At 71.9% G+C, this 26,211-nt stretch carries 18 protein-coding genes and 2 pseudogenes; 1 reads left to right on the top strand and 19 read right to left on the bottom strand.

Features of this window, described 5'->3' with window-relative positions; translation table 11 throughout:
• Nucleotides 1-55 precede the first annotated feature (55 nt).
• The 7 genes and pseudogenes from ACIBVL_RS37865 to ACIBVL_RS37835 all read right to left on the bottom strand — a co-directional run bounded on the left by ACIBVL_RS37865 (nucleotide 56) and on the right by ACIBVL_RS37835 (nucleotide 8,648).
• Nucleotides 56-2,365, bottom strand: coding sequence for a xanthine dehydrogenase family protein molybdopterin-binding subunit (locus ACIBVL_RS37865; protein WP_399104829.1), 2,310 nt, complete (start codon nucleotides 2,363-2,365; stop codon nucleotides 56-58).
• Entirely contained in the window at nucleotides 2,362-4,206 is a 1,845-nt protein-coding gene (locus ACIBVL_RS37860; RefSeq protein ID WP_399104827.1) for a 2Fe-2S iron-sulfur cluster-binding protein, read from the bottom strand. The genes ACIBVL_RS37865 and ACIBVL_RS37860 overlap by 4 nt, the downstream gene beginning before the upstream one ends.
• Complete coding sequence (locus ACIBVL_RS37855) at nucleotides 4,203-5,096, bottom strand: FAD binding domain-containing protein (protein WP_399104825.1); 894 nt, start codon at nucleotides 5,094-5,096, stop codon at nucleotides 4,203-4,205. Before ACIBVL_RS37855 ends, ACIBVL_RS37860 begins: the two co-directional genes overlap by 4 nt.
• Before the next feature lie 283 nt (nucleotides 5,097-5,379).
• The gene (locus tag ACIBVL_RS37850) at nucleotides 5,380-7,005 is read right to left on the bottom strand and encodes a beta-N-acetylhexosaminidase (protein ID WP_399104823.1); all 1,626 of its coding nucleotides are present in this window, start codon (nucleotides 7,003-7,005) and stop codon (nucleotides 5,380-5,382) included.
• Between the two features lies 1 nt (nucleotide 7,006).
• A pseudogene (locus ACIBVL_RS37845) lies at nucleotides 7,007-7,472 on the bottom strand (ABC transporter permease subunit); the annotation flags it as partial.
• Between the two features lie 293 nt (nucleotides 7,473-7,765).
• Entirely contained in the window at nucleotides 7,766-8,047 is a 282-nt protein-coding gene (locus ACIBVL_RS37840; RefSeq protein WP_399104821.1) for a DUF3039 domain-containing protein, read from the bottom strand.
• A gap of 28 nt (nucleotides 8,048-8,075) precedes the next feature.
• Nucleotides 8,076-8,648 carry a YqgE/AlgH family protein gene (locus tag ACIBVL_RS37835; protein WP_133914983.1) on the bottom strand — a complete coding sequence of 191 codons (573 nt, stop codon included), beginning with the start codon at nucleotides 8,646-8,648 and terminating at the stop codon, nucleotides 8,076-8,078.
• A gap of 286 nt (nucleotides 8,649-8,934) precedes the next feature.
• On the opposite strand from ACIBVL_RS37835, the gene murA reads away from it, so the two are divergent.
• Nucleotides 8,935-10,281, top strand: coding sequence for a UDP-N-acetylglucosamine 1-carboxyvinyltransferase (murA, locus tag ACIBVL_RS37830; protein WP_399104818.1), 1,347 nt, complete (start codon nucleotides 8,935-8,937; stop codon nucleotides 10,279-10,281).
• A gap of 378 nt (nucleotides 10,282-10,659) precedes the next feature.
• Here murA and ACIBVL_RS37825 read toward each other — a convergent pair whose 3' ends face one another.
• From ACIBVL_RS37825 to ACIBVL_RS37770, 12 genes and pseudogenes are all read right to left on the bottom strand, one after another.
• Nucleotides 10,660-10,941: an HU family DNA-binding protein gene (locus ACIBVL_RS37825; protein WP_004000874.1), complete on the bottom strand. Its 282-nt coding sequence runs from the start codon at nucleotides 10,939-10,941 to the stop codon at nucleotides 10,660-10,662.
• Between the two features lie 292 nt (nucleotides 10,942-11,233).
• Nucleotides 11,234-12,670, bottom strand: coding sequence for an NAD-dependent malic enzyme (locus ACIBVL_RS37820; protein ID WP_399104816.1), 1,437 nt, complete (start codon nucleotides 12,668-12,670; stop codon nucleotides 11,234-11,236).
• Between the two features lie 355 nt (nucleotides 12,671-13,025).
• Nucleotides 13,026-15,383, bottom strand: a complete 2,358-nt coding sequence (locus ACIBVL_RS37815; protein WP_399104814.1) for a HelD family protein — start codon at nucleotides 15,381-15,383, stop codon at nucleotides 13,026-13,028.
• 74 nt (nucleotides 15,384-15,457) lie between these two features.
• The gene (locus ACIBVL_RS37810) at nucleotides 15,458-16,234 is read right to left on the bottom strand and encodes an anti-sigma factor family protein (RefSeq protein ID WP_399104812.1); all 777 of its coding nucleotides are present in this window, start codon (nucleotides 16,232-16,234) and stop codon (nucleotides 15,458-15,460) included.
• 50 nt (nucleotides 16,235-16,284) lie between these two features.
• Complete coding sequence (locus ACIBVL_RS37805) at nucleotides 16,285-16,806, bottom strand: sigma-70 family RNA polymerase sigma factor (protein ID WP_010039908.1); 522 nt, start codon at nucleotides 16,804-16,806, stop codon at nucleotides 16,285-16,287.
• A 326-nt stretch (nucleotides 16,807-17,132) separates the two neighbouring features.
• Nucleotides 17,133-17,753 (bottom strand): CGNR zinc finger domain-containing protein, encoded by a 621-nt coding sequence (locus ACIBVL_RS37800; RefSeq protein ID WP_399104810.1) that lies wholly within the window; start codon nucleotides 17,751-17,753, stop codon nucleotides 17,133-17,135.
• Nucleotides 17,754-17,878: 125 nt separating this feature from the next.
• Complete coding sequence (locus ACIBVL_RS37795; RefSeq protein ID WP_399104808.1) at nucleotides 17,879-19,054, bottom strand: uroporphyrinogen-III synthase; 1,176 nt, start codon at nucleotides 19,052-19,054, stop codon at nucleotides 17,879-17,881.
• A gap of 105 nt (nucleotides 19,055-19,159) precedes the next feature.
• Nucleotides 19,160-20,554, bottom strand: coding sequence for a nitrate/nitrite transporter (locus ACIBVL_RS37790; RefSeq protein ID WP_399104806.1), 1,395 nt, complete (start codon nucleotides 20,552-20,554; stop codon nucleotides 19,160-19,162).
• 204 nt (nucleotides 20,555-20,758) lie between these two features.
• Nucleotides 20,759-21,928: an acyltransferase gene (locus ACIBVL_RS37785; protein WP_399104804.1), complete on the bottom strand. Its 1,170-nt coding sequence runs from the start codon at nucleotides 21,926-21,928 to the stop codon at nucleotides 20,759-20,761.
• Entirely contained in the window at nucleotides 21,925-24,048 is a 2,124-nt protein-coding gene (locus ACIBVL_RS37780) for a bifunctional polysaccharide deacetylase/glycosyltransferase family 2 protein (RefSeq protein ID WP_399104802.1), read from the bottom strand. The genes ACIBVL_RS37785 and ACIBVL_RS37780 overlap by 4 nt, the downstream gene beginning before the upstream one ends.
• Nucleotides 24,049-24,588: 540 nt before the next feature.
• Nucleotides 24,589-25,401, bottom strand: a complete 813-nt coding sequence (locus ACIBVL_RS37775) for a hypothetical protein (protein WP_399104800.1) — start codon at nucleotides 25,399-25,401, stop codon at nucleotides 24,589-24,591.
• A 240-nt stretch (nucleotides 25,402-25,641) separates the two neighbouring features.
• A pseudogene (locus ACIBVL_RS37770) lies at nucleotides 25,642-26,046 on the bottom strand (hypothetical protein); the annotation flags it as partial.
• Between the last annotated feature and the right edge of the window lie 165 nt (nucleotides 26,047-26,211).

The following is a 26,211-nucleotide window of genomic DNA, read 5'->3' as shown; positions in this document are numbered from 1 at the left end:
ATCCACAGCAGCAGTCTGCCCACGCTCGGCGGGGGTTCGTAGCGCTGTGGCTCGCTCACTGGCCCGTCACCACCGCGGCCTGGGGGCGGATCGGGAGGCGGTTGACCGGGCGGCCCGTGGCGGCGCGCACGGCGGAGGCGACGGCCGCCGGGGACGTCACCACCGGGACCGCGCTGGCCGCCTTCGCCCCGAAGGGGGCGACCACGTCCCGTTCCTCGACCAGTTTGACGATCCGGATGTCCGGGGCGTCCAGGGCCGTGGGCAGGGCGTAGCCGGTCAGGTCGGGGTGCCGGATCAGGCCGCGCGGGGTGCGGAGGTTCTCCGTGAGCGCGATGCCCACGCCCTGGGTCACGCCCGCCTCGATACGGGCCGCCAGCTGCGCCGGGTTGAGGACGCGGCCGACGTCCTGGGCGACCGCCAGCTCCACGACCCGTACCGAACCGATCTCGATGTCGACGTCCACCACCGCGCGGACCGCGCAGAACGCCAGGCCCACGAAGGCGTCGCCCTGGCCGGAGGAGTCCAGCGGCTCGGTGGGGTGCGGACGGCACTGGGCCGTCGCCCACAGTTCCTTGCCGTGCAGTTCCTCGGTGACCGTGGTCGACAGGACACCGTCGTACGAGGTGATCTTGCCGTCGGTGATCTGGAGCAGCTCGGTGGACATGCCGAACTTGTGTGCCAGGGGCTGCAGGAGCTGGGTGCGGACCATCTTGGCCGCGCGTTCGACCGCGCCGCCGGAGACCCAGGTGTGGCGGCCGCGGCAGCCGGCGCCCGCGGGGGGCTGGTCGGTGTCCACGGGGGCCACGTGCACCTCGTCGACGCCGAGCGTCTCCTGGACGATCTGGCGGGCCAGCGTGGTGAAGCCCTGGCCGGTCTCCACCGCCGCGCACAGGACCGTCGCGACGCCGTCCTGGACCTTCACGGTCGCCGTGGAGACCTCGTCGGCGCCCTCCGCGCCGAGCATGTGCACCATGCCCAGGCCGTAGCCCACGCCCCGGCGCACCGCGCCCGGTTCGCCCGCGCCCTCGGGGCCGCCGGGGAGGAGCCAGTCCTCCTCGGGGGTGTCCTTGGGGAGCGGGGGCAGGGGGAATTCCTGGACGGCCTGGAGCAGTTCGGCGACGGGGGCCGGGCAGGTCACGGTCTGGCCGGTCGGCAGGACGTCACCGGTCGCCATGACGTTGCGCAGGCGCAGCTCCGCCGGGTCGAGCCCGAGTCTCTTCGCCAGCTTGTCCATCTGCGCCTCGTAGGCGGCGCAGACCTGCATCGCACCCTCGCCGCGCACATGGCCGGACGGCGGGTTGTTGGTGCGTACGGCCCAGCCCTCGATGAAGGCGTTGGGGACCACGTAGGGGCCGCACGCGAAGGAGACGGCGGCGGCGAGGGCCTCGGAGGAGGTGTCGGCGTAGGCGCCCGCGTCCAGCAGGATCTGGGCCTCGACCTTGACCAGCCGGCCCTCGGCGTCGGCGTGGTGGCGGTAGCGCAGCAGGGTCGGGTGGCGGTGGGCGTGGCCGAGGAAGGACTCCTCGCGGCTCGCCGTGAGCTTCACCGGGCAGCCGGTCTTCAGCGCCAGCAGGCCGAGCGGGAGCTGGAAGCCCTGGTCCTCGCGGTCGGCCGTCGCGCCGGGCACCCCGGTGACGACGATCTTCACCCGATCGGGTGCCAGGCCGAAGACGGCCGCGGCCGTGTCGCGGTCGGCGTGCGGGTCGGTGGAGCCCAGGTAGAGCTCGACGCCGCCGTCGGGGCGGGGCACGGCCAGGCCGGCCTCGGCGCCGATGGGAGCGGGGTCGGCGCGGCCGATGCGGTACTGGCCCTCCACGACGACCTCGCCGGTCGCGGACGGGTCGCCGTGGTGCAGCGGGATGTGCCGGATCAGGTTGCCGTCGGGGTGCAGGGCGTCGGCCTCGAAGGCCAGTTCGGGGTCGGTGACCGGGTCGAGCACCTCGTACTCGACGATGACGGCCGCGGCGGCCATCCGCGCGGTGTCCGGGTGGTCGGCGGCGACGGCCGCGATGGGCTCGCCGTGGTGGCGTACGACCTCGGAGGCGAACACCGGGCGGTCGGGCACTCCTCGCCCGTGCCGGGGGGTGCCGGGGACGTCCTCGTGGGTGACGACGGCGCGGACGCCGGGCATCTCGCGCGCGTGGGACGTGTCGATCGACACGATGCGCGCGTGCGGGTGCGGGGAGCGCAGCACGGCCGCCCACAGCAGGCCCTCGGCCCACAGGTCGGCCGCGTACGGGAAGGTGCCCTCCGTCTTCGCGCGCGCGTCGGCGGGCTGCAGGGAGGCGCCGATGCCATGCGGGATCGGCTCGGGGGCCGGGGCGGCCTCCGCGGTCGTCGTCGCGGTGGCTGCTTCATTGGTCACGCCTGGCCTCCGTCCTGGCCCTGTCCGTACACCGGGTCGTGCGGGTGGGGCTGTGCCGGGTTCTCGAACGCCGACGGGTGGACGCCGCCGGCGCCCGGGCCCGCCTGGTGCGGAATACGTGCCTCGTCCCCGTCCGTCTCAGCGTCGGCGGCTGCCTGTGCCTCGCGTTCGGCGACGACGTCCTTGACGGCCCGCAGGACTCCCTTGTAGCCGGAGCAGCGGCACAGGTTGCCGCACAGGGCCTGGCGGGTCTCCAGTTCGGTGGGGGCGGGGTTGCCCTCCAGCAGGTCGTGCACGGTCATCGCCATGCCGGGCACGCAGAAGCCGCACTGCACGGCCCCGCACCGGGCGAGCGCCCGCTGCACGTCCGAGGGCTGGCCGTCGACGGCCAGCCCCTCGACGGTACGGATCTCGCTGCCCGCGGTGGTGACCGACGGGACCAGGCAGGAGGCGACGAGCCGTCCGTCGACCTGGACGTTGCAGGCCCCGCACTCGCCCTGCGAGCAGCCGTCCTTCGCGCCGGCGAGACCGAGGCGCTCACGCAGGACGTAGAGCAGCGACTCGCCGATCCAGGCGTCGGTGACGGGCCGGTCGGCGCCGTTGACGCGCAGGACGTAGGAGGCGAGGGGGTGTTCCTCCGCCGGGGGCGGGGGGATCTCCTCGGGCGCCTCGGCGGTTCCCTCGCCGGGTCCCGCCTCCGCGCGCGCGTGGCCGGCCGGGTCGTCGGGAGCGGGCTGCGCGGCTTCCGGCTCGTGTACGGCGGACGGCTCGGCGGGCCTCTGGGCGGCCTCTCGGGCCTCGGCGGCGTCCGCGGTCGCCCCACTCGTCTCGGAGGCGTGCTGAGCGGCCTCTGCGGGCGTCGCGCCGCCCTGTGCCGCCGCGCCGGGCTCCGCCTGGTGTCCCGCCGGCGGCTCGGCGGCGTCTCCGGACTCCGGGTCGGTGGTGCGGGCGTGGGGGGCGGTGTGCTCGGGCGCCTCGGCGGGCAGGGGGGCGGGTCCGGGCGGGAGCGTGCGCTCGACGCCGTACGGCGGCGTGTGGTCGCCGTGGTGGGCCGCTGCCTGCGCGGTGTCGTGGAACCCGTCGCGCCCCGTGCCGCGCGGGTCGCCGTGGCCGGTGTCGTGTGCGCCGCCCTGCTCCGGCGTGTGCGCCGATCCGTGCTCCGGCGTGTGGCCGAACGCGGGCGCCCCCGGCGCCGGTCGCCCGGCCTCGGGTCCCGGTGTCCCCGGGTGGCCGGTCTCCTGGACGCCGGTGTGCGCGGCACCGGTCGCGCCGGGCTGCTCCGCCTCCTGGGCCCAGGGCTGGCCCGCGCCGTTCGTGGCGCCGGTCGCCCAGGGCGCGGGCGCGCCGCCCGGCAGGGTGGCCGGCGGAGTGCCGCCCCACTGCTCGACCAGGGCCGACGTGGTGAACTCCCCGGACTCGTCGGGCAGGTCGCCGCCCGCGACCGGGATCGACCACTGGCCGGTCACGTCGTGGCCCGGGGCGGGCTCCGCGCCGGGCGCGTTGTCGGTGAAGGACCACTGGCCGGTCGCGCCCGGGTGGTACGTGAACCGGTCGCCTCCGGAGGTCTCCGGCGGCAGTTGCGGCGCGGGCCACTCGGTGCCGCCCGCCGGGGCCGCCCAGGTGCCGGTGCCGTCCGTCGCGGGGGGCGCCGCCGTTATCTGCGGCGGCACGTACCCGTGGCCGGGCGCGGCGAGCGGGGTGTCGCCCGCCAGGAGGGCGTCGATGCCGCCCTCGGGGAGTTTGACGAAGGCGGTGGCGCCGTCGTCGTAGTCGCCCTGGGGCAGCGGGTCCCAGCGGCCGCCGCTCTGGGGCGTTCCCTCTCCGTGCTGGTCGTCGGTCACGACAGCGCCCTCCCCAGTGCTCGTCGGGCCAGCGCGGCGACGGTGCGCCGCAGGTGCAGTACGGCGGGCGGAAGCTCGGGCACGGACCCGTCCACGCCCGGGGTCGGGTCCGGGATGCAGGCCGCGGCGACGTACTCCCCGAACGCGTTGAGCGCCTCCGGGACGATCGTGCGGCTGTTGTCCCAGTCGATGAGCCGGGCGACCCACTGCTCGGCGTCCAGGGGCCGCAGCGGCATCGGCGCTATGGCGCCGACGGCGCACCGGACTCCGCGCCGGGCCGGGTCGAGGACCAGGGCGACCGAGGCGATGGCGCGTCCCGGGCCGGTGCGGCCGGTCGCCTTGAGGAAGACCTGGGGGGCGTGCAGCAAAGGCACGCGCACGAAGCCGATGAGTTCGCCGCCGCTCAGCATCTCCATGCCGGCCAGCAGGTGCGACACCGGCATCTCCCGGCGGGCTCCGCCCGGGCCCGCGATGATCAGCGTCGCTTCGAGGGCGGCCAGCACCGGGAGGGCGTCGCCGGTGGGGGCTGCGGTGGCGATGTTGCCGCCCAGGGTGCCCGCGTTGCGGATCTGCGGCGGGCCCGCGGCGCGCGCGGCGGCGGCGAGCGCCGGGATCAGGGCGGCGAAGTCGGGGCGGCCCATGCGGGCGTGCGTGAGTCCGGCGCCGAGCAGGGCGTGGCCGTCCTGGTACTGCCAGCCGCGGATCTCGCTGATCCGGCCGAGGCCGACCAGTCCGGCGGGCCGCAGCTGTCCGGAGTTGACGGCGGTCATGAGGTCGGTGCCGCCGGCCACGGGCACGGCGGCGGGCATGGCCGCGAGGGCCGCCACGGCCTCGTCCAGCGTCGTGGGCAGCGTGACGGCCTGCGCCGCCTGCGGTGCGTGCGTGCTCAAAACCGGCTGCCCCTTCCCGCTGCCCCACCTGGTCCCGCGTGGTCCCACCTGTGCTGCCGTACGGTACGTGCTGACAGGGCGGACGTGGCAACTCTGGCACATGTTCGCCAGACCCGAAGACGGGGGTCCGCTAGGAGGCATTCGCCCACCTCATCCCGGAGATGGTCCGTTTTCGCACGGCATCACCCGTGCGTGCGAATTGCCACTCTTTGGTGATGCTGCCGGTGTTTTTCCGTGACGCGCCACACCTGTGACGTGCCACACGTCCCAGGGGCCGGGGCGGCTACCGGTTCGGGGGCGGGCCGTCGATCGGGCGCCCCGGGACGCCGGGCCGTCGCTGCCACGGGCGGGGTCCCTCCGGCGGGCGGTAGGCGACGCCCAGGGCGTCGAGTCGCCCGTAGTGGGCCCGCATCCGCCGTTCGAAGCCGGCGAAGTCCCGTTCCCCGGGGGCCGGCAGGGCACTCCAGGCGACCTCGGCGAAGGCGGCGAGCCGGGGGAAGGCCTGGTAGTCCACGCGCGCGTGATCCTCCATCACCTCGGTCCACAGGTTGGCCTGGGTGCCGAGCACGTGCGCCGCCTCCTCGGGGGTGAGCTCCGCCGGGACGGGCTCGAACCGGTAGACGTCCTCCAGGCCGCGCACATAGCCGATGGGCACCGGCTCGTCCGGGCCGCCGTGCTGCCGGTGGTCGAGGTAGACCTGCTGCTCGGGGCACATGACGACGTCGTGTCCCGCGCGCGCGGCGGCGATCCCGCCCGCGTAGCCGCGCCAGGACGACACGGCCGCGCCCTCGGCGAGCCCGCCCTCCAGGATCTCGTCCCAGCCGATGAGCCGGCGCCCGCGCGCGGAGAGCCAGGTGTCGAAGTGCCGGATGAACCAGGACTGGAGCTGGTCCTCGTCCGCAAGCCCGAGTTCCTTGATGCGCGCCTGCGCGGTCGGCGACCGGCGCCACTGGTCCTTGGGACATTCGTCACCCCCGATGTGAATGAACTCCGCGGGGAACAGGTCGAGGACTTCCTCGAACACCCCCTCGTAGAAGCGCAGGGTGTTGTCGGTGGGGGCGAGTACGTTCGGGTTGATGCCCCAGGTGTCCCAGACGGAGAGGCGGGTGGTGTCGACGACGTCGGTGTTGCCTAGTTCCGGATACGCGGCGATCGCGGCCTGCGAGTGGCCCGGTACGTCGATTTCGGGGACGACCGTGATATGCCGCTCGGCGGCGTACGCGACGATCTCCCGGATGTCGTCCTGGGTGTAGAAGCCACCGTGCGGCTTCTCCTCCCACAGGCGTGAGGCGCTATGGCCGAATTTCGTGCGGGCCCGCCAGGAGCCGACCTCGGTCAGCCGGGGGTGCCTCTTGATCTCGATCCGCCAGCCCTGGTCGTCCGTCAGATGGAAGTGGAAGACGTTCAGTTTGTGGGCGGCCATCAGGTCCAGGTAGCGCAGGACGCCTTCCTTGGGCATGAAGTGCCGGGCGACGTCGAGCATGAGGCCGCGCCAGCGGAAGCGGGGCGAGTCCTCCACGGCGAGCAGCGGTACGTCCCATTCCCGGCGGGGCCGTACCGGAGCCCGGCGGAAGGCGTCGGGACCGAGGAGTTGCCGGAAGGTCTGCGCGCCCCAGAAGACACCGGCCGCGCTGCCGCCCTGAATGCGCATCGCGTATCCGTCGATCACGACGCGATAGCCCTCGGGGGGCAGTTCCGGGTCGATGCCCAGCACGACGCGGTTCTCGGCGCCATCGCCCTCCCTCAGCGGCAGTCCGGTGGCAGCGCCGACGGTCGTGCGCAGCCAGCGGGCGACGCCCTCGGTGCCCGGCCCCGTCTCCAGGAGCGTCTCCTCGTCGAGCACGTCCCGGCCGGGGGTGTCCAAGAAGACACGGCGCGGCGCCGGAATCAGTTCCGTCAGTGAAGTCACGTCAGTCCTTTACCGCTCCGCCCGGCCCGGAGACCAGCCGTCGCTGTACGCGTACGAAGAACACCAGTACCGGAATCGTCATCACCGTGGAGCCGGCCATCACGCCGCCCCCGGTCGGGAATCTTCCAGGCGGAGACGAGCGAAAGTCCGCCGGTCGCCACGAGGCCCGGCAAGAGGGAGAGGGAAAAGGATCTGCCGCACAAAGCGCGTACGGCTCGGCCCGTTGAGGTGGGCGGCTTCCTCGTGGGCTTCCGGGACGCCTTTCACGAACCCCTTCGGCATCCGGACCGCGAAGGGCAGAACATGATCAGCAAGATGGTCCGGAAGCGGAACCGGAATCACCTCACGGCGGTCGCGGCGAGAAACGCGATCACTCCGGAGACGATCAGCATGGCCCCCGGGACGACAAGGCCGTTGAGGAATTGACGTGCTCCCTGGCCGGAAGTCCGGGGATTCCGGCCGGAGTCGTCCGGCCCTTCCGGGGGCTTCCTGTTTCACCGCGCCGGGCAGAACGGCCGCGAGCGCGGTGAGACGGACGGGGAGCTTCATGGAAGCGAGAGACCCTCTGCTCAGCGTTGCAACATGCGCAATGACGGTTTCGCTGCGCACAACACTTGGGAGGCTAGGCACTCCATGAACACGACCACAAGAGGTCTCCACCACTCTGTGACCGGGCGACGCACTCCACGCAACGCCGGAACACGCCAAAGGCCCCCGGGCGCGCCACATCGCGCCCCGGGGGCCTCGGAGAATCAGGGAGCTACTTGCCGCCGCCCTTGTCGTCGCCGCCGCCCGCGCCCATCGACTCGAAGATCTCCTTGCACATCGGGCACACGGGGTACTTCTTCGGATCGCGGCCGGGCACCCACACCTTGCCGCACAGCGCCACGACGGGCGTCCCGTCGAGGGCGCTCGCCATGATCTTGTCCTTCTGGACGTAGTGCGCGAAGCGCTCGTGGTCACCGTCGCCGTGCGACACCTGCGGCGTCGGCTCTACGAGGGTCCCCGTACCAGTACCGCGCTCGGGCTCAAGAGTGCTCATGCGCCCAGGGTACTGAAGCTCGGACGGATCAGTTGAGCGAAGGGTCGTCCGGGTACGTCGCCACCATCGCGAGCTCGTTGCGCTGGCGGCGCAGGACCTCGCGCCAGAGCCGCTCGGGGGACGGCGAGGAGACGTCGCCGGGCTCGGACTCCACGACGTACCAGGCGCCCTCCACCAGCTCGTCCTCCAGCTGGCCGGGGCCCCAGCCGGCGTACCCGGCGAAGATTCTCAGGGAGCCGAGGGCCGAGGCGAGGAGCTCCGGCGGGGCCTCCAGGTCGACCAGACCGATGGCGCCGTGCACCCGGCGCCAGCCGAGGGGGCCGCGGTCGCCGGAGGAGTCCCCGGGGATCACCGCGACGCCCAGCGCGGAGTCGAGGGAGACGGGGCCGCCCTGGAAGACCACGCCCGGTTCCCCGGTGAGGTCGGCCCAGCCCTCCAGGATGTCGCCCACGCCGACGGGCGTCGGACGGTTGAGGACGACGCCGAGGGAACCCTCCTCGTCGTGGTCGAGAAGGAGCACCACCGCACGGTCGAAGTTCGGGTCCGCCAGGGCGGGAGTGGCCACGAGCAGCCGCCCTGTGAGCGAGGACACCTCGGTCATGCCAGACATGATCCCGCATCTTTCCGAGAAGTGGGGAGCCAATGCGGCAGAGGGGCGAGGGGCAGGTCGGGCGCACGGACGCGGTCCGGGCGCACGAACACGAAAGCACCTTCACGGTGACCCCACGTGGCCGCCGCGGAACGGTTCGTGTTGTGACACAGCTATGACGTTCCTGGGAACACTTCGGGCTTACGGGAGGGGCCCCGGTGGCGATTACCCTGTCTCCTCTGGCCCTTGCACCGATCCAGGCCCTGCCCCCGTCCACCACCCATGGAACGCGAGATACATGACCGTCAACGGCTCTGACGACGTACTGGTTGTCCACGGCGGAACCCCGCTCGAGGGCGAGATCCGTGTCCGCGGTGCGAAGAACCTCGTACCAAAGGCCATGGTCGCCGCCCTGCTGGGCAGTGAGCCGAGCCGGCTGCGCAACGTTCCGGACATCCGTGACGTGCGGGTCGTACGCGGTCTGCTGCAACTGCACGGGGTGACGGTACGTCCGGGTGAGGAGCCGGGCGAGCTGGTGCTCGACCCGACCTACGTCGAGAGTGCGAACGTCGCCGACATCGATGCCCACGCGGGGTCGAGTCGTATTCCGATCCTCTTCTGCGGACCCCTCCTGCACCGCCTCGGGCACGCGTTCATCCCCGGCCTGGGCGGCTGTGACATCGGCGGCCGGCCGATCGACTTCCACTTCGACGTGCTGCGGCAGTTCGGCGCGAAGATCGAGAAGCGGGCCGACGGCCAGTACCTGGAGGCCCCGCAGCGGCTGCGCGGCACGAAGATCCGGCTGCCGTACCCGTCGGTCGGCGCGACCGAGCAGGTGCTGCTGACGGCCGTCCTCGCGGAGGGCGTCACCGAGCTGTCCAACGCGGCGATAGAACCCGAGATCGAGGACCTCATCTGCGTGCTGCAGAAGATGGGCTCGATCATCGCGATCGACACCGACCGCACGATCCGCATCACCGGTGTGGACAAGCTCGGCGGCTACACCCACCGCGCCCTGTCGGACCGCCTCGAGGCCGCCTCCTGGGCGTCCGCGGCGCTGGCGACCGAGGGCGACATCTACGTCCGCGGCGCCCAGCAGCGCTCGATGATGACGTTCCTGAACACCTACCGGAAGGTGGGCGGTGCCTTCGAGATCGACGACGAGGGCATCCGCTTCTGGCACCCCGGCGGCCAGCTGAAGTCCATCGCGCTGGAGACGGACGTGCATCCCGGTTTCCAGACCGACTGGCAGCAGCCCCTGGTGGTCGCCCTCACCCAGGCCACGGGCCTGTCCATCGTCCACGAGACGGTCTACGAGTCCCGGCTCGGCTTCACCTCGGCGCTCAACCAGATGGGCGCCCACATCCAGCTCTACCGCGAGTGCCTGGGCGGCTCCGACTGCCGCTTCGGCCAGCGCAACTTCCTGCACTCCGCGGTCGTCTCCGGCCCCACCAAGCTCCAGGGCGCCGACCTGGTCATCCCCGACCTCCGCGGCGGCTTCTCCTACCTGATCGCCGCCCTCGCGGCCCAGGGCACCTCCCGCGTCCACGGCATCGAACTCATCAACCGCGGCTACGAGAACTTCATGGAGAAGTTGATGGAGCTGGGTGCGAAGGTCGAGCTGCCGGGCAAGGCGCTCGGCTGACAGCCGTTTCCCGCCACGGTCCAGGGCAGCGCCCCCGGCTGGGGGTCCGGGGGTCATCCCCCGGACAGGCACAGCATGGAGAAGTTGATGGAGCTGGGTGCGAAGGTCGAGCTGCCGGGCAAGGCGCTCGGCTGACAGCCGTTTCCCGCCCCGGCCCAGGGCAGCGCCCCCGGCTGGGGGTCCGGGGGTCATCCCCCGGACAGGCACAGCAGCCGTTCTGACGGAACTGGGGGCGCGAAGGTCGAGCTGCCGGGCAAGGCGCTCGGCCTGGGCCCGTAACAGCGGCCCGTCGGCGTTCGAGGGCGTTTCTGAGCGCAACCACGGTGGGGCGGCACCCGGAAGTCCGGGTGCCGCCCCATCGGCGTTCTCGGCGGAGGCTTACTTGCCCTTGGCCGCTTCCTTGAGCTTGCTGCCCGCGGAGACCTTCACGCTGTAGCCGGCCGGGATCTGGATCGGGTCGCCGGTCTGCGGGTTGCGCGCGGTGCGAGCGGCACGGTGGGTGCGCTCGAAGGTCAGGAAGCCGGGGATGGTGACCTTCTCGTCGCCCTTGGAGACGATGTCGCCGACGACCTCGGCGAACGCGGCCAGCACGGCGTCGGCGTCCTTGCGGGTCACCTCGGCGCGGTCGGCCAGCGCGGCCACCAGCTCACTGCGGTTCATGTTGTTACTCCCGTGTTCTTCTTGCCGTTGCGGCGTGCCACGCGGCGGAGCCGCATGTTGGGCACAGCGAAGTCGATGTGCTCGCGCCCAGGGACGCATCCTGCCCCTACCTGCGGCGGGAAAGCCAATCCGGCACCCGCAGGAGTCGTGAGAACACCCTTGGGAGTCACACGAAGAGAGCCTGAGGCTGGCCGTCACGATAGGGCTAGGTACTGACAGCGCGTACACCGACGCGCCGTTCTCGGGGGACCGTGGCGATCCTCACAGTCCCCCCACAGTACGGGACGAAACCCTACGAGACCGACGTGGCCGACGCGGCGGACGCACCGGCCGCCTTCGCGGCGTCCCGCACCGCTCCCGCCACCGCGCCCGCGACCTTGTCGTTGAAGACGCTCGGGATGATGTAGTTCGCGTTCAGCTCGTCGCCGCTGACGACGTCCGCGAGAGCCTTCGCGGCCGCGAGCATCATCTCGGTGTTGACCGTGCGGGACTGGGCGTCAAGCAGGCCGCGGAAGACACCCGGGAAGACCAGCACGTTGTTGATCTGGTTCGGGAAGTCGGAGCGGCCGGTGGCCACCACGGCGGCCGTCTGGCGGGCGACCGCCGGGTCCACCTCGGGGTCCGGGTTCGCGAGCGCGAACACGATCGCGCCCTCGGCCATGCCGGCCACGTCGTCGCCGTCGAGGACGTTCGGGGCGGAGACGCCGATGAAGACGTCGGCGCCGCGCACGGCCTCCTTCAGGGTGCCGGTGAGGGCCTCGGGGTTGGTGTTGTCGGCGATCCAGCGCAGCGCCGACCCCGGGGCGGCGTCCACCAGGTCCTCGCGGCCGGCGTGCACGACGCCGTGGATGTCGGCGACGACGGCGTTCTTGACGCCCGCGGCGATCAGCAGCTTGAGGATGGCCGTGCCGGCCGCGCCGGCGCCGGACATGACCACGCGGACGTTCTCGATGCCCTTGCCCACGACACGCAGCGCGTTCGTCAGGGACGCCAGGACGACGATCGCGGTGCCGTGCTGGTCGTCGTGGAAGACGGGGATGTCGAGGGCCTCGCGCAGGCGGGCCTCGATCTCGAAGCAGCGCGGGGCGGAGATGTCCTCGAGGTTGATGCCCGCGAAACCGGGGGCGATCGCCTTGACGATCTCGACGATCGCGTCGGTGTCCTGGGTGTCCAGGCAGATCGGCCAGGCGTCGATGCCGGCGAACCGCTTGAAGAGGGCCGCCTTGCCCTCCATGACGGGCAGGGCGGCCTTGGGGCCGATGTTGCCCAGCCCCAGCACGGCCGAGCCGTCCGTCACGACCGCAACGGAGTTGCGCTTGATGGTGAGGCGGCGGGCGTCCTCGGGGTTCTCGGCGATCGCCATGCAGACACGGGCCACGCCGGGCGTGTAGATCATGGAGAGGTCGTCACGGTTGCGGATGGGGTGCTTCGACGCCATCTCGATCTTGCCGCCGAGGTGCATCAGGAACGTACGGTCGGAGACCTTGCCGAGCGTGACGCCCTCGATCTCGCGCAGCTGCTGCACGATTTCGTCGGCGTGCGCGGTGGAGGTGGCCGCGATGGTGACGTCGATGCGGAGCTTCTCGTGCCCGGAGGCGGTGACGTCGAGGCCGGTCACCGAGCCTCCGTGGGACTCGACGGCTCCGGTGAGCTGGGAGACCGCGGTTCCACTCGCGGGCACCTCCAGCCGGACCGTCATCGAGTAGGAGACGCTGGGCGCCGTTGCCATGGCCGACTTCCTCTGCACTGCTGGGTCGCGGGTTTGCCGTCCGATCGTCGCACCTACCGACGAGTACGTGAAAGCCGCCCTCAATTGCGATCGTTTTGTTCTCAATGAGCATCGACGGGCCCGACGGCGGCCCCAACGACGAAGAGGCCCACGTCACATTCGACGTGGGCCTCTTCTCCGTTCATGACACCGACCCGCCATGCTCGCCTCGCGGCAAGTGGTCGCTCGTAGCGACGAAGGTTGGGCCCGGGGGCTTGGATCGGGCCGGTGTCACACCCAGGCTAACAAACGGATCCCCGAAGACCATTCCCGTGCGGGACAGTTCACAGGAAACGATCCGCCGGATGCCCGGCCCTCAGTCCCTGAGCAGGTCGGGGACGCCCTGTGCGTCCGGTTCGTCGCGCTCCCCCGAGACGACCGTGAGCTGCTGCGTGGCCCGGGTCAGGGCGACGTACAGCACACGCAGGCCCGCCGGGGACTCGTCGGCGATCTCCGCGGGCGAGACGACCACCGTGGCGTCGTACTCCAGGCCCTTGGCCTCCAGGCTGCCGAGGGCGACGACCCGGTCGCCGAGCCCGGCGAGCCAGCGGCGGGCCTCCTCGCGGCGCTGCATCGCGACGACGACGCCGACGGTGCCGTCGACCCGGTCCAGGAGACGTCCGGCCTCGGCGCGGACGGTGGCGCCCAGGGTGTCCGTCACGGCCGTGAAACGGGGTACGACGCCTGTCGAGCGGACCGCCGACGGGGACTCGGCCCCGGGCATGGCCAGGGCCAGCACCTTCGCGGCCAGTTCCGCGATCTCGGCCGGGTTGCGGTAGTTCACGGTGAGCCGGAAGCGGCGGCGCGGGCGGCTGCCGAGGGCCTCTTCGCGGGCTTCGGCGGCCTCGTCGGGATCGGACCAGGAGGACTGCGCCGGGTCGCCGACGACCGTCCAGGTGGCGTGCCGGCCGCGGCGGCCGACCATGCGCCACTGCATCGGCGTGAGGTCCTGGGCCTCGTCGACGATGACGTGCGCGTACTCGACGCGCTCGGCGGCGAGCCGCTCGGCGCGCTCGCGCTGCGACTCCTCGCGCACCGGCATCAGCTCCTCCAGGCCGGTGAGCTGGTCCAGCGGGTCGAACTCGCGCTTCTTCTTCGGGCGGGCCGGGGTGCCGAGGATCGCCTGGAGCTCGTCGAGCAGGGCGATGTCGTGCACCGAGCAGCCGTCCCGCTTCAGCGAGCGGGCGACCTTGCGGACCTCGCCGGGGTTGAGGATCCGGCGGGCCCAGCGGCCGAGCCGCCGCTCGTCGGCCATCGCGGCCAGCACGGCCCTGGGGGTCAGCTCGGGCCACCAGGCGTTCAGGAACGCGATGAAGCTGTCCTCTCCGGTGACGTCCTCGTCGAAGGAGGAGCGCAGTTCGGCGGCGAGTTCGGGGTCGGTGTGGCGGCCTGCGGCGCCGGAGCGCTCCCACAGGGCGTCCAGGAGCAGCTTGCGGGCGCGCGGGCGCAACAGGTTGACGGGGGCGGTACCGGCGAGGGCGCTCTGCCGGATCCGGTCCAGGTCGGCGGCCTCCAGCTCCAGCCGCCGCCCGAAGGCCACGACACGCAGCCGGCCGGGGGTCGTGCCCGTCGCGTCGGCCGGGCTGCCGTCGAGGGCGAGCTGTCCGTCCCCGCCTCCGCCGCCGCCGTTCTCCAGCGCACCGCGGGCGGCCTTGCGCAGCACCTTCAGCATCCGGTACGAGCCCTTCGCGCGGGCCACCGCCGGGGAGTCGTACAGGGTGGCCTCGGCGCCGTCGACGAGGGAGCCGATGGCGCGGATGGCGACCTGGCCCTCCTCACCCAGGGAGGGCAGCACGCCCTCGGTGTAGGCGACGAGCAGGGGTGTGGGCGAGACGATGAGGATGCCGCCCGCGTACCGGCGCCGGTCCTGGTACAGCAGGTACGCGGCCCGGTGCAGGGCCACGGCGGTCTTGCCGGTGCCCGGGCCGCCCTCGACGTACGTCACGGAGGAGGCGGGGGCGCGGATGACCAGGTCCTGCTCGGCCTGGATGGAGGAGACGATGTCGCGCATGGTGTGGCTGCGGGCCTGGCCGAGCGCGGCCATCAGGGCGCCGTCGCCGATGACGGGCAGCTCGTCGCCGTCGAGGAACGCCTTCAGCTCGGGCCGCATCAGGTCGTCCTCGACCCCGAGGACGCGCCGCCCCTTGGAACGGATCACCCGGCGCCGTACGACCCGCCCCGGGTCGACGGGGGTGGACCGGTAGAAGGGAGCGGCGGCGGGCGCCCGCCAGTCGATCACCAGCGGCGCGTACTCGGAATCCAGGACTCCGATACGGCCGATGTGGAGGGTCTCGGCGATGTCGGCGGTGTTGTCCTCCCGCACGGCGCCGTCGGCGGGCTCCACGGCGGTGTAGGCACCGTCGGGGCCCTTCTTGCCGTCCCTGCCGGGCAGCAGGTCGATCCGGCCGAACAGGAAATCCTCGAACTCGTTGTTGAGCCGGTTGAGATGGACGCCCGCCCGGAAGACCTGGGCGTCACGCTCGGCGAGCGCGCCGGGCGTGCCGACGTGGCCGCGCTGGGCCGCGTCGTGCATGAGGAACTCCGCCTCGTGGATCTTCTCCTCGAGGCGCCGGTACACCCGGTCCAGGTGTTCCTGTTCCACGCTGATCTCGCGTTCCCGGACCGAGTCCGATGCGGCGACGACCGCGGTTTCCTGCTGAGCCTGAACGGCCACCGGGCCCCCTTCTGACGTGCTGGGCAGCCGTCAACCGTACGCGAAGGGGGCCGGTGGAGGCGAGAGGCGGGCCTCTACGCGTCGACCTGGACGAGCTTGTCGCCGTCGAAGGTCATGACCTCGAAGTGGTCGATCTCGTTCGGCTTGAAGGCCGCGCCGCCCACGACGTAGAGGGGGTTCTTGGCCTGTTCGGTCGTGGCGTTGGGGAGGCCGTAGCCCCACTCCGGGACCGACCAGGAGGAGACCGTCTCGCGCTTGCCGTCCTTGCCGACGGCGATGAGCGAGCACTTCTCCGGTCCGGACACGTTCTTCAGCTCGACGCCGATCTCGGAGCCCCACGCCTTCTCGCCCATGGCGACGGTCGCCGTGACCTTGGACGCGGGGTCGGTCGCGGAGATCTTGTCGGAGAGCGTCTCGAAGGTGCTCTTGGCGGGGTTGGTGGTACTGCTCGCCACCGGGGCCTTGCCGCCGTCGTCGCCGCCGGTCGCCGCCATGACGCCCACCGGGCCGCCGATGATCAGCGCCGCGGCGGCCGCCACCAGGTAGAAGGAGCGGCGGCGCTTCTGGGCGCGTCGCTCGGACACCTCGTCGACCAGCTTCTCCACTAGGCGGGGGCTGGGCCGGGCGGACAGGGAGTCGCCGATCGCGGGGGTGCCGGAGCCCGGCAGGTCCGCGAGCGCGGCCAGCATCGGCTCCATGCCGGCGAGTTCGTCGAGCTGCTGCGCGCACCACTCGCACCCGGCGAGATGGGCTTCGAAGGCGGTCGCCTCGGCGTCGTCGAGGATGCCGAGGGCGTAGGCGCCCACGGTTTCGTGTTCGCTCGGGCTCGGAGATCCCACAGATCCCTGCATGGGGCCAGACATACCCGGCCCACCTGCTCCGAACCCCCCATACATACTCATCACGCCGTCACCCCCCGCTCCTCCAGAGCCAGCTTCATCGACCGCAGGGCATAGAAGACCCGTGAGCGGACGGTGCCACTGGGAATACCCAGCGTCTCGGCCGCCTCATTGACGGTACGCCCCTTGAAGTACGTCTCGACGAGCACCTCCCGGTGGGCCGGGGTCAGGTCGTCGAGTGCATCGGACAGCGTCATCAGCCACAGCGCCTTGTCGATCTCGTCCTCCGCGGGGATGACCTCCAGCGGCGACGGGTCGACCTCCTGCGGCCGGGCCTGCCGGCTGCGGTGGCCGTCGATGACGATGCGGCGCGCGACCGTCACCAGCCAGGGGCGTACCGATCCGGTCGCTCGATTGAGCTGACCGGCGTTCTTCCAGGCACGGATGAGTGTCTCCTGCACTACGTCCTCGGCGCGCTGCCGGTCTCCGGCAACCAGGCGCAGGACATACGCAAGCAAAGGTCCGGCATGCTCCCGATACAGAGCACGCATCAGCTCCTCGTCAGGTTCCGAGGGCTGGGACATGCGATGTCGGGCCCTCGATCCACGTTCATTGGCCACGGCCGCATCCTTGCGCACGCCCACCTCCGGTGTCCGGGGGTTCCCCCAGTCGGTCGCTCGCCGAGGGGTACGGACGGGGGGTGTGGAGTGTTCAAACCAGGGAGACAGTTTTCTTCGGGGTGTCATGACGAGGGGGACATGGCGGCACATTCCCACCGCTTCTTCTTCACATTTTCGCCACACTGACAAGTTCGCGCGAGCTGCCCTTACCCAGGCATGGGCAAACATGATGTTGTCGAAATCACTTCGACAATTCTTCGGCAACGCCCGTCGCGTTTCCTGTCACCTCGTCAAAGAAGACGCATACCGGGCAGTTGGTTTCGAGCGAGCGCAGCACGTCTGCGGTGCCGTGCGACCCGTTCCCGGTTCCCGCAGACCTCGCTCGAACACCATCGCCTGCGCCGCCCCCGGGACGTGTCGACGTACACGATGGGGCAGTTGTCCCCCTCGCACTGCCTCAGCCCCGCCCGCGCGACGGGATCGGTGAGCAGTTCCACGGCGTCCCGGGCGACGGCGGCGAGCAGCGCGGCGCAGTCCGGCTGCCCCTCCAACTCCCGTACGAGGGTGCCGTCCTCCTCGCGTACGGCGCGCGGGACGGGCGGTGCGGCGCGCGCGGCGTCGTTGAGGCGGGTGAGGTCGACGTCGTACCGGTCGGGGTGACCGCGGGACAGCCAGCTCCGGACCAACCGGTCGACGGCGGACCGCAGTTCACGGAAGGCGGGCGGCCAGGAGGCGTCCGCGTGGGTCAGCGGCGTGTCCGGCGGCACGAGTCCGGCGCCACGGATCCAGGCCCGCAACGGGGCGACGCCGTCGAGGTGTTCGTGGGGATGGCTGGTCGCGAGGAGGTCGAGACAACTGCGTCCGGCGTCGAAGCGCAGCTCGTAGGGTTCCGTGGCCGTGCCCAGTGCCATGCGCCACCGCCTGCGTCGGAGCGTTCCTGAGGAAACCGTTCCCCTCACAGTGCCCTGGGCCCCACCCGGACCGGAACCCCTCCTTCGTCAAGCGGCCCCGGTCGTCAGTCGGCTTCCGCCACGGCTCACGCGTCCGCGTACTTCGTGTCGGCGGCCGGATCCAGCGCCAGCCGGTACCCCCGCTTCACCACCGTCTGGATCAGCTTCGGCGCGCCCAGGGCGGTGCGCAGACGGGCCATCGCCGTCTCCACGGCGTGCTCGTCGCGGCCGGCGCCGGGCAGTGCCCGCAGCAGGTCGGCGCGCGGCACCACCCACCCCGGCCGCCGCGACAGCGCCCGCAGCAAGGACATCCCCGCCGGCGGCACCGGCCTCAGGCAGCCGTCCACCAGCACCGCGTGCCCGCGGATCTCCACCCGGTGCCCGGCGATCGGCAACGCCCGCGCCCGCCCCGGCAGTTCCTGGCACAGCAACTGCACCAGCGGCCCGAGCCGGAAGCGCTCCGGCTGGACGGTGTCCACGTTGTGCGCCTGGAGCGGCAGTGCGGTCACCGGCCCGACGCAGGCCGGCAGCACGTCGTGGTGGAGCGCGGCGAGCAGCTCGGGCAGCAGGCCCCGCTCCTCGGCCCGGGAGAGCAGGGACGCGGCCGCCGGGGCGCTGGTGAAGGTGATCGCGTCGAGGCCGCGCGAGACGGCCGCGTCGAGGAGCCGGTCCAGCGGAGTGATGTCCTCGGGCGGCATCCACCGGTAGACCGGCACGCCCACGACCTCCGCTCCCCCGGCCCGCAGCGACTCCACGAACCCGGGCAGCGGCTCACCGTGCAGCTGGACGGCGATCCGACGGCCCTCGACGCCCTCCTCCAGCAGCCGGTCGAGCACCTCGGCCATGGACTCCGACGACGGCGACCACTCCTCCGTCAGACCGGCGGCGCGGATCGAGCCCTTGACCTTGGGGCCCCGGGCGAGCAGCTCCACCGTGCCGAGCCGGGTCAGCAGCTGCTCACCGAGTCCCCACCCCTCGGCGGCCTCGACCCAGCCCCGGAATCCGATCGCGGTCGTCGCCACGACCACGTCCGGCGCCTGGTCGATGAGGTCCTTGGTCGCGGCGAGCAGTTCGCCGTCGTCGGCGAGCGGCACGATCCGCAGGGCGGGCGCGTGCACCACGGCCGCCCCCCGCCGCTGGAGCAGCGCGCCGAGCTCCTCGGCCCGACGCGCGGCCGTCACGCCCACGGTGAAACCCGCGAGGGGTCCGTGTTCGACGGCGGCCTGGGGTCCGGCGTCCGGTTGCTGCTGTTCCTGGTACATAACTCTCGTCCCGCACTCGAGTCGTCCTGCGTGGCCCTACATGCCGAACGAGCCTGTCAACGGTCCGTGACAGGCTCGGTTCGGCTACATGTCGCTGGTGTTACGTCACACCTCGGCGTAGCTGAGCTGCGGCTTCTGCTCGGAGGCCGAGTCCGCCGCCGCCACCCGGCCGGCCGGGCGACGAAGGTATACGGCCCAGGTGACCGCGAAGCAGGCCGCGTAGAAGGCGAGGAAGGCGACGAACGCGCCGGTCCCGGAGCCGTAGGAGAGGAAGGACTGGCGGAAGGCCAGGTTGATGCCGACACCGCCGAGGGCGCCGACCGCGCCGATGAGTCCCATGGAGGCGCCGGAGAGCCGGCGCCCGTAGGCGGCCGCCGCTTCCCCTTCGAGGCCCTTGGCGAGGGCCTTCGTCTGGAAGATGCCGGGGATCATCTTGTACGTCGACCCGTTGCCGAGGCCGCTGAGCACGAACAGCACCACGAAGACGGCGACGAAGAGCGGCAGCGACTTCTGCATGCTGGCGAAGACCAGGACGGCGGTGGCGGCGGCCATGCCGACGTAGTTGTAGAGGGTGATCTTCGCGCCGCCGTACTTGTCGGCCAGCCAGCCGCCCACCGGACGGATCAGCGAGCCGAGCAGCGGGCCGATGAAGGTGAGGTAGGCCGCCTGCAGGGGCGTACGGCCGAACTGGTTCGTCAGGACCTGGCCGAAGGCGAAGCTGTAGCCGATGAACGAGCCGAACGTGCCGATGTAGAGGAAGGACATGATCCAGGTGTGGGCGTCCTTCGCGGAGTCGATCGCGGCGCCGGTGTCGTTCTTCACGGACGACAGGTTGTCCATGTACAGCGCGGCGAGGGTCGCGGCGATCACGATGAGCGGGATGTAGATCCCGAGCAGGACGCGCGGACCGGCGCTGGCGCCGATGACGGCGAGGCCGACCAGCTGCAGGACCGGCACACCGATGTTGCCGCCGCCCGCGTTCAGACCGAGCGCCCACCCCTTCTTGCGGAGCGGGAAGAAGGCGTTGATGTTGGTCATGGAGGAGGCGAAGTTGCCGCCGCCGATGCCCGCGATCAGGCCGACGATGAGGAACGTGTTGAAGGAGGTCCCCGGCTCCATCACCGTGAAGGCGGCGATGGTGGGGATCAGCAGCAGGGCGGCGGAGATGATCGTCCAGTTCCGGCCGCCGAAGATCGCGACGGCGAAGGTGTACGGCACCCGGACGACCGCTCCGACCAGCGTCACCATCGACGTCAGCAGGAACTTGTCGGCGGGGGTGAGGCCGTACTCCGGGCCCATGAAGAGCACCAGCACGGACCACATCGTCCAGACGGAGAAGCCGATGTGCTCGGAGAGGACGGAGAAGACGAGGTTCCGGCGGGCGATCTTCTCGCCCTTCTCGTTCCAGAAGGTCTCGTTCTCCGGGTCCCACTCCTCGATCCAGCGGCTCCCCTTCTTGGAGGGGGACGGGGGTGCGGGGGCTGTACTCGGGGCTGTCATGACGCCTCCACGTGCTCCGGGCTCGGGTGGTTCGGGGTGATGAGCGGTGATGAGTCCCGAAGGTAGGGAGGGCGCGTTTCCGGTCCTGTGGCTGTCGGTGACCGGAAGGGAACGTTGCTCTCACCTCGGGCGCAGGCCGGGTGAGAGGTTTTGGGCAAGGGTACGTGCCCGTCGGCCGGGCCCGGGGAGACCGGTCCCCGGGATTCAGGCCCGGTGGCCCCCGGTCCGCCCGTCCGGCCACAGCCGCGGCCCGCGCCGGGCGGCCAGGTCCTCCACCCAGCCGAAGCAGACCACGCAGAGGGCGGTCAGGAGCCAGACGAACGGCAGCTGTGACCAGGGGTTCTCCAGCAGCCAAGGGGTGTTCTCCTCCAGCCAGGCGATGCCCCACAGGCGGTCCCAGAGCGCCTCGACGACGTCGATGCACACGTTGTGCCACAGGTAGATCGTCACGGCCCGCGAGTTGAGGAGGGTGACCAGCCGGTCCCAGCGGCGCAGCGGGCGCGGCCACTCGGACCAGGACGGGCTGAGGTGCAGAAGCAGCAGTACGGCCGCGAACGACCACAGGGACTGCGCGAACGGCATGTCGTCGAGGTCGTGCCCCGCCTCGAAGCCGTGCGTGAGGGCGTACCAGAGACCGAATCCGGCCACCGCCGGGGCGAGGGACGGCACGACGTACCGGGGCAGGCGGCGCAGCACGCCCTCCTGGTGGGCCATGCCGAGCAGCCAGCACGCGCCGAAGGCGCCGAGGTCACTGAGGTTGGAGTCCAGCCGCCAGCTCGGCACCGACACCGCGCCGAACTCCAGGGCGGCGGAGAGCGCGATCGGCGCCAGGACCGTGGGCCAGGGTGCGGCGCGCAGGGCCCGCAGGAGCAGGGGGGAGAGCAGGACGAACCAGAGGTAGGCGCGGATGTACCAGAGAGGTACGGCCAGGTCGACGGCCCAGCCGTCGGCGATCAGGCCGTGCACACCGGGCAGGTTCTCGCCGTACGGCGGGTCGCTGAGCGGGAGGATCCAGAAGGTGAGGTGGAGCCACCACCAGCCGGGGTGTCCCTCGTCGTCCGGCCCCCAGCCGGCCAGCAGCATGCCGGTGACACCGACCGCACCCAGCATCCACAGCGGGGGCAGCAGGCGGCGCAGCCGCCCCCGTACGACCTCCGGGGCGGGCCGTTTCCCGAGGGAGCGGGCCATGAGGTTGCCGGCGAGGGCGAACATCACGCCCATGGAGGGGAAGGCGACGGGCAGCCAGGCCCAGCCCATCAGGTGGTAGAAGACGACCCGGAACAGGGCGACGGCGCGCAGCAGGTCGAAGTAGCGGTCGCGGCCCTGGGGCGCGCGCGTCGGGGCGGTGACGTCGGTCGGCCGGGTGGTCGTCATGCCGCGCTCCCTTCCACCGCCGTGGTCTCGGCGGGGGGAGCCGCCACCTGCCCCTTGCGCCGCAGCTTCTGCCAGCGCAGCCGGCCGCCGGTGAGGGCGGTGATCCACGACTGGAGCAGCACGACGTACATCAGCTGGCGGTAGAGGAGTTGCTGGAGCGGGAGGGAGACGAGGGGGGTGAGTCGTTCGCGGTCCAGGACGAAGGCGTACGCCGCGCAGCCCGCCTGCACGGCGAGGACGCCGAACCAGGCCGCGATCGTCCTGCCGGTGGGGCCGAAGACCAGGCCGTAGACGAGGAACAGGTCGATGAGGGGGGCGAGCAGCGGGGCGACGACCATGAACAGCGAGACCAGGGGCAGGCCCACCCGGCCGAAGCGTCCCGACGGCCCCCGTTCCACCAGGGCCCGGCGGTGTTTCCAGATGGCCTGCATGGTGCCGTAGCACCACCGGTAGCGCTGCGACCACAGCTGCTGGACGGACTCGGGGGCCTCGGTCCAGGCGCGGGCCTTCTCGGCGTACACGACCTTCCACCCGTCGCGGTGGATGGCCATGGTGATGTCGGTGTCCTCGGCGAGGGTGTCGTCGCTCATGCCGCCCACCCGGTTCAGGGCGGAGCGGCGGAAGGCCCCGACCGCGCCCGGGATGGTGGGCATGCAGCGCAGGACGTCGTACATACGGCGGTCGAGGTTGAAGCCCATCACGTACTCGATGTGCTGCCAGGCGCCGATCAGGGTGTCCTTGTTGCCGACCTTGGCGTTGCCGGCGACAGCGCCGACGCGCGGGTCGGCGAAGGGCTGGACGAGTTCGCGGACGGTGGCCGGTTCGAAGACGGTGTCGCCGTCCATCATCACGATCAGGTCGTGCCGGGCGTTGGCCACGCCCCGGTTGAGGGCGGCCGGCTTGCCCGCGTTGAGCTGCCGTACGACGCGTACACCGGGCAGGGCGAGGTCCTCGACGATACGGGCGGTGCCGTCACTGGAACCGTCGTCGATGACGATGATCTCGACGGGGTGCTCGCTGCGCATGAGCGAGCGGACGGTGTTCTCGATGCACTTGGCCTCGTTGTAGGCGGGGACCAGTACCGAGACCGGTTCGGTGACGGGTGCGTCGGGTCCCCAGGCGAAACCGCGCCGGCGGGTGCGGCGGGTGTGGATCGCGGAGAGCAGCAGCATCAGTCCGAAGCGGGCGAGGACGAGGAAGCCGATGGCGGCGAGGCCGACGACGAGGACGTCGGTGAGGTGGTCGGACGCGGTGACCAGGAAGATCCACGCCTTGCCCTTCCACAGCTCGGCGCCGGTGACCGGGGTGTGCGCGCTGGGGGCCTTCAGTGCCTCGGTGAGGTTCTGGAAGGCGTAGCCCTTGTGCTGCAGCTCGGGCAGATAGGCGTCCAGGGCCCGGACCGTCTGGTGGCGGTCGCCGCCGGAGTCGTGCATCAGGACGATCGCGCCCCTGCCGTCCTTCGGCGTGGAGTTGCGGATGATCTGCCGTACGCCCGGCCTGCGCCAGTCCTCGCTGTCGGCGGTGGTGAAGACGGTGAGGTAGCCGCGGGTGCCGACGTACCGGGTGACCGGCCAGGACGCGTTGTCGAGGGCGTCGACGGAGGAGGAGTACGGCGGCCGGAAGAGGGAGGTCCGGATCCCGGCCGCGCCCGCCAGGGCCAGCTGGTTCTGGGTGAGCTCCCAGTCGATGCGCTTCTCGGACTGGTAGGAGAGGTCGGGGTGGTTGAAGGTGTGCAGCCCGATCTCGTGGCCGTCCGCGACCATACGGCGGACCAGTTCCGGGTAGCGGGAGGCCATGGTGCCGGTGATGAAGAAGACGGCGTGCGCGCGGTGCTTCTTCAGGACGTCGAGGACCTCGGGAGTCCACCTCGGATCGGGCCCGTCGTCGAACGTGAGCACGATCCGACGGTCCGGCACGTCCAGGCTCGTGCGCTTCCCTGCCCGGGTGTCGAGGACCGGCCCGCCGTCGAGGATCTGCTGCGGAACCTTGTCGGCGGCGGCCTCGGGGCGGATCCGGTGGTCGGCGAGGATCTCGCTGTGCACATAGCCGCGCAGCATCAGCGTCGCCAGCGTCGCCAGCAGGACGAGGAGCGGAAGCAGATGCCGCAGACGCAGCGGCATCGTCCGGCGCCCGGCGGAGGGCGGTGGCGGCGCGGCGGGGCCGCCGGACACCGGACCGGCTGTCCGGGAGGCCCGGGGCCGGCGGAGTCCGGACCGGCGAACGGCCCGCCGGCCGGGCGGAACCCCGGCCCCCTCACTTCCCGATACGGGCGCGGACTGACCGCCGGACGCGAGATGCCCGGCCTGCCCGACGACGGAGCGCCGGGTCGAACGCCGGTTGGTGCGTGGTGCCATGTGAGGTCGTACTCCGGGGACGAGGATGAGAGAAGGTGAGCCGACGCCGGACCGCACGGGCTGTACGGCGGCGGTCGGTGCGGGTGGCCTGCGCGGCGCGTGCCGCGTGGCCCCGGCCGGAACGCCCTGAGCCGCACGGGCCAGGTCGAGCCGCGTGAGTGTGGCGGGGCGGTCAGGGGGCCGGTTCGGGCAGCGGAAGCCGGCGGGGGCGCGGGGCGGACCGGGCGAGCGGGGTGGCGGACGGCGTGGGCCTGATGCGCGCGCCGGAGCGGACGAACCGCACGACCCTTGGCGGGTGGCGGGCGGTCACGCCCCCGGGCTCGGCGCCGTCGCCGGGTGCGGTGCGCCGTCTGCCACCGTCGTGGAGGCGCCGCCCGCCGGGGACGGCGAGCTCTCCGGGGAGGGGCTGGTGACGGGGGAGGACGCCGAGGGTTGGGGTGAGGGTGAGCCGCCTACGACCGGACTGCTCGGGCCGGGGGCGGACGGGGAGGCGCTGGGTGCCGTGGTGGGGCGGGTGGTGCCGCCGATGGAGGGGCGGGCCCCTGCGGAGGGGGTCGGTGACGGCGGGCCGGCCGAGGCGCTGGGTCCGGCGTCGGCTCCCCGCCGGGCCGGTGTGCCCGCCGAGGCGGAGACTCCCGGGCTGCGGGGCGCCGCGAAGCCCGGTGCTCCGGAGGTGGGAGCGGCGGAGGTGCCCGGTGCGCGGGTGGCCTCGACCCGGTCGGCCGGCGGACCGTCGCCCGGACCCGGCACCGGCAGCCAGGGCGCGCCGGCGTTGCCCGACAGAAGGGTGGCGACGATGACGACGGCGTAGGCCGCGCAGGCGAGGCCCACCAGGATGCCGATGCGGCGGAAGGTACGGCTGCGGCGGCCCGACTCGTCCACGAACACCGGGGCGTCGGAGGCCGCGTGGCCGCCGCCTCCCTCGGCCGCGTACGGGGAGTCGAGCTGGACGGTCACCTCGTCCGGGTCGCTGCCCCGGTCGGCCGCGTCCTCGCTGCCGTCACCGGTCCCGTCGACCCTGTCGGTCCCGTCGGGCCCCTCGCCCCCGTCGGCCCCCGGTTCCCACGGATCACGGAGTCCGCTCGACCGTTCGTTTTCGGAAAGGTCGTTCGAGACCACCGATCGCCCGGCTTGCAAGGGAACGTCCGGTAATGACCGGTATCCGTCCACGGTCGGCACATCCCTGGTCGAAGAGGCCGCTTCCGGCCACGTCAAACCTTCCGGATGGGCGTCTTCCCGCCATTTCTTCACGTGCGCACTTCCCCCCACGGACTGTTCACGGTGCGCCTACGACCCCGAGCGCGCGTCGACGGAACCGGGCCCCCACCCGGTCCCCGCGCCCCGTTTACCCCAATGCGCTCAGGTCGACGAATCTAGCGCAGGGGTGGGGCCCGTGTTCGCGATGTGTCGTTTGTGTAGAGAAGTCATGCTCATGTCCATGGCTGAAATCCATCCGCCGACGGGCCGCTGAAGCCACCCTTCCGCACCCGCGATCTCGGCGGCCGACCGTCGAAGCGCATCGAGGCCCGGATGGACCAGCCCCTTTCGCCACACCAGCGACACCGGTGACAGGGGGACGGGATCGATCAAGGGGCGCGACACGGTCCCAGGCATGACCGGAAAGCCCACCACCGCGAGGACCGGATTGTCCTCCTTTGCCATGACCCGCTGGAACTCCTCGTCTCCGACCGCGAGGGGAGCCGCCGACGCGACCCGGATGCCGCGCCCCTCGAACAGCCGGTGGGCGAGGTCGGTCCACTCCGAGCCAGCAGAGGTACGGCATGCCGAGTAATGCCTACGAGTTCTCGGATGTCCAGTGGGGGGTAGCGGAGCACGCTCGGGGCGCCACTCGGGCAAGGAGGTGATCGCGATTACGGTGAGTCACAACAGGTCTATTGCTCAGACGGCAACGCTGAGGGCAACCGCCCC

Source organism: Streptomyces sp. NPDC049687, from assembly GCF_044465285.1.
In the GTDB taxonomy this organism is placed as follows: domain Bacteria; phylum Actinomycetota; class Actinomycetes; order Streptomycetales; family Streptomycetaceae; genus Streptomyces.
The sequence above is the reverse complement of the archived record's forward strand: the minus strand, read 5'-3'. Positions and strand labels throughout refer to the sequence as shown.

What these genes read in the sequence shown, in the direction of transcription:
- ACIBVL_RS37840 (WP_399104821.1), bottom strand. Translation starts at nt 8,047, where the DNA reads ATGAGCACTCTTGAGCCCGAGCGCGGTACTGGTACGGGGACCCTCGTA.
- ACIBVL_RS37835 (WP_133914983.1), bottom strand. Translation starts at nt 8,648, where the DNA reads ATGACCGAGGTGTCCTCGCTCACAGGGCGGCTGCTCGTGGCCACTCCC.
- murA (WP_399104818.1), top strand. Translation starts at nt 8,935, where the DNA reads ATGACCGTCAACGGCTCTGACGACGTACTGGTTGTCCACGGCGGAACC.
- ACIBVL_RS37825 (WP_004000874.1), bottom strand. Translation starts at nt 10,941, where the DNA reads ATGAACCGCAGTGAGCTGGTGGCCGCGCTGGCCGACCGCGCCGAGGTG.
- ACIBVL_RS37820 (WP_399104816.1), bottom strand. Translation starts at nt 12,670, where the DNA reads ATGGCAACGGCGCCCAGCGTCTCCTACTCGATGACGGTCCGGCTGGAG.
- ACIBVL_RS37810 (WP_399104812.1), bottom strand. Translation starts at nt 16,234, where the DNA reads ATGCAGGGATCTGTGGGATCTCCGAGCCCGAGCGAACACGAAACCGTG.
- ACIBVL_RS37805 (WP_010039908.1), bottom strand. Translation starts at nt 16,806, where the DNA reads ATGTCCCAGCCCTCGGAACCTGACGAGGAGCTGATGCGTGCTCTGTAT.
- ACIBVL_RS37800 (WP_399104810.1), bottom strand. Translation starts at nt 17,753, where the DNA reads ATGGCACTGGGCACGGCCACGGAACCCTACGAGCTGCGCTTCGACGCC.
- ACIBVL_RS37795 (WP_399104808.1), bottom strand. Translation starts at nt 19,054, where the DNA reads ATGTACCAGGAACAGCAGCAACCGGACGCCGGACCCCAGGCCGCCGTC.
- ACIBVL_RS37790 (WP_399104806.1), bottom strand. Translation starts at nt 20,554, where the DNA reads ATGACAGCCCCGAGTACAGCCCCCGCACCCCCGTCCCCCTCCAAGAAG.
- ACIBVL_RS37785 (WP_399104804.1), bottom strand. Translation starts at nt 21,928, where the DNA reads ATGACGACCACCCGGCCGACCGACGTCACCGCCCCGACGCGCGCGCCC.
- ACIBVL_RS37780 (WP_399104802.1), bottom strand. Translation starts at nt 24,048, where the DNA reads ATGCCGCTGCGTCTGCGGCATCTGCTTCCGCTCCTCGTCCTGCTGGCG.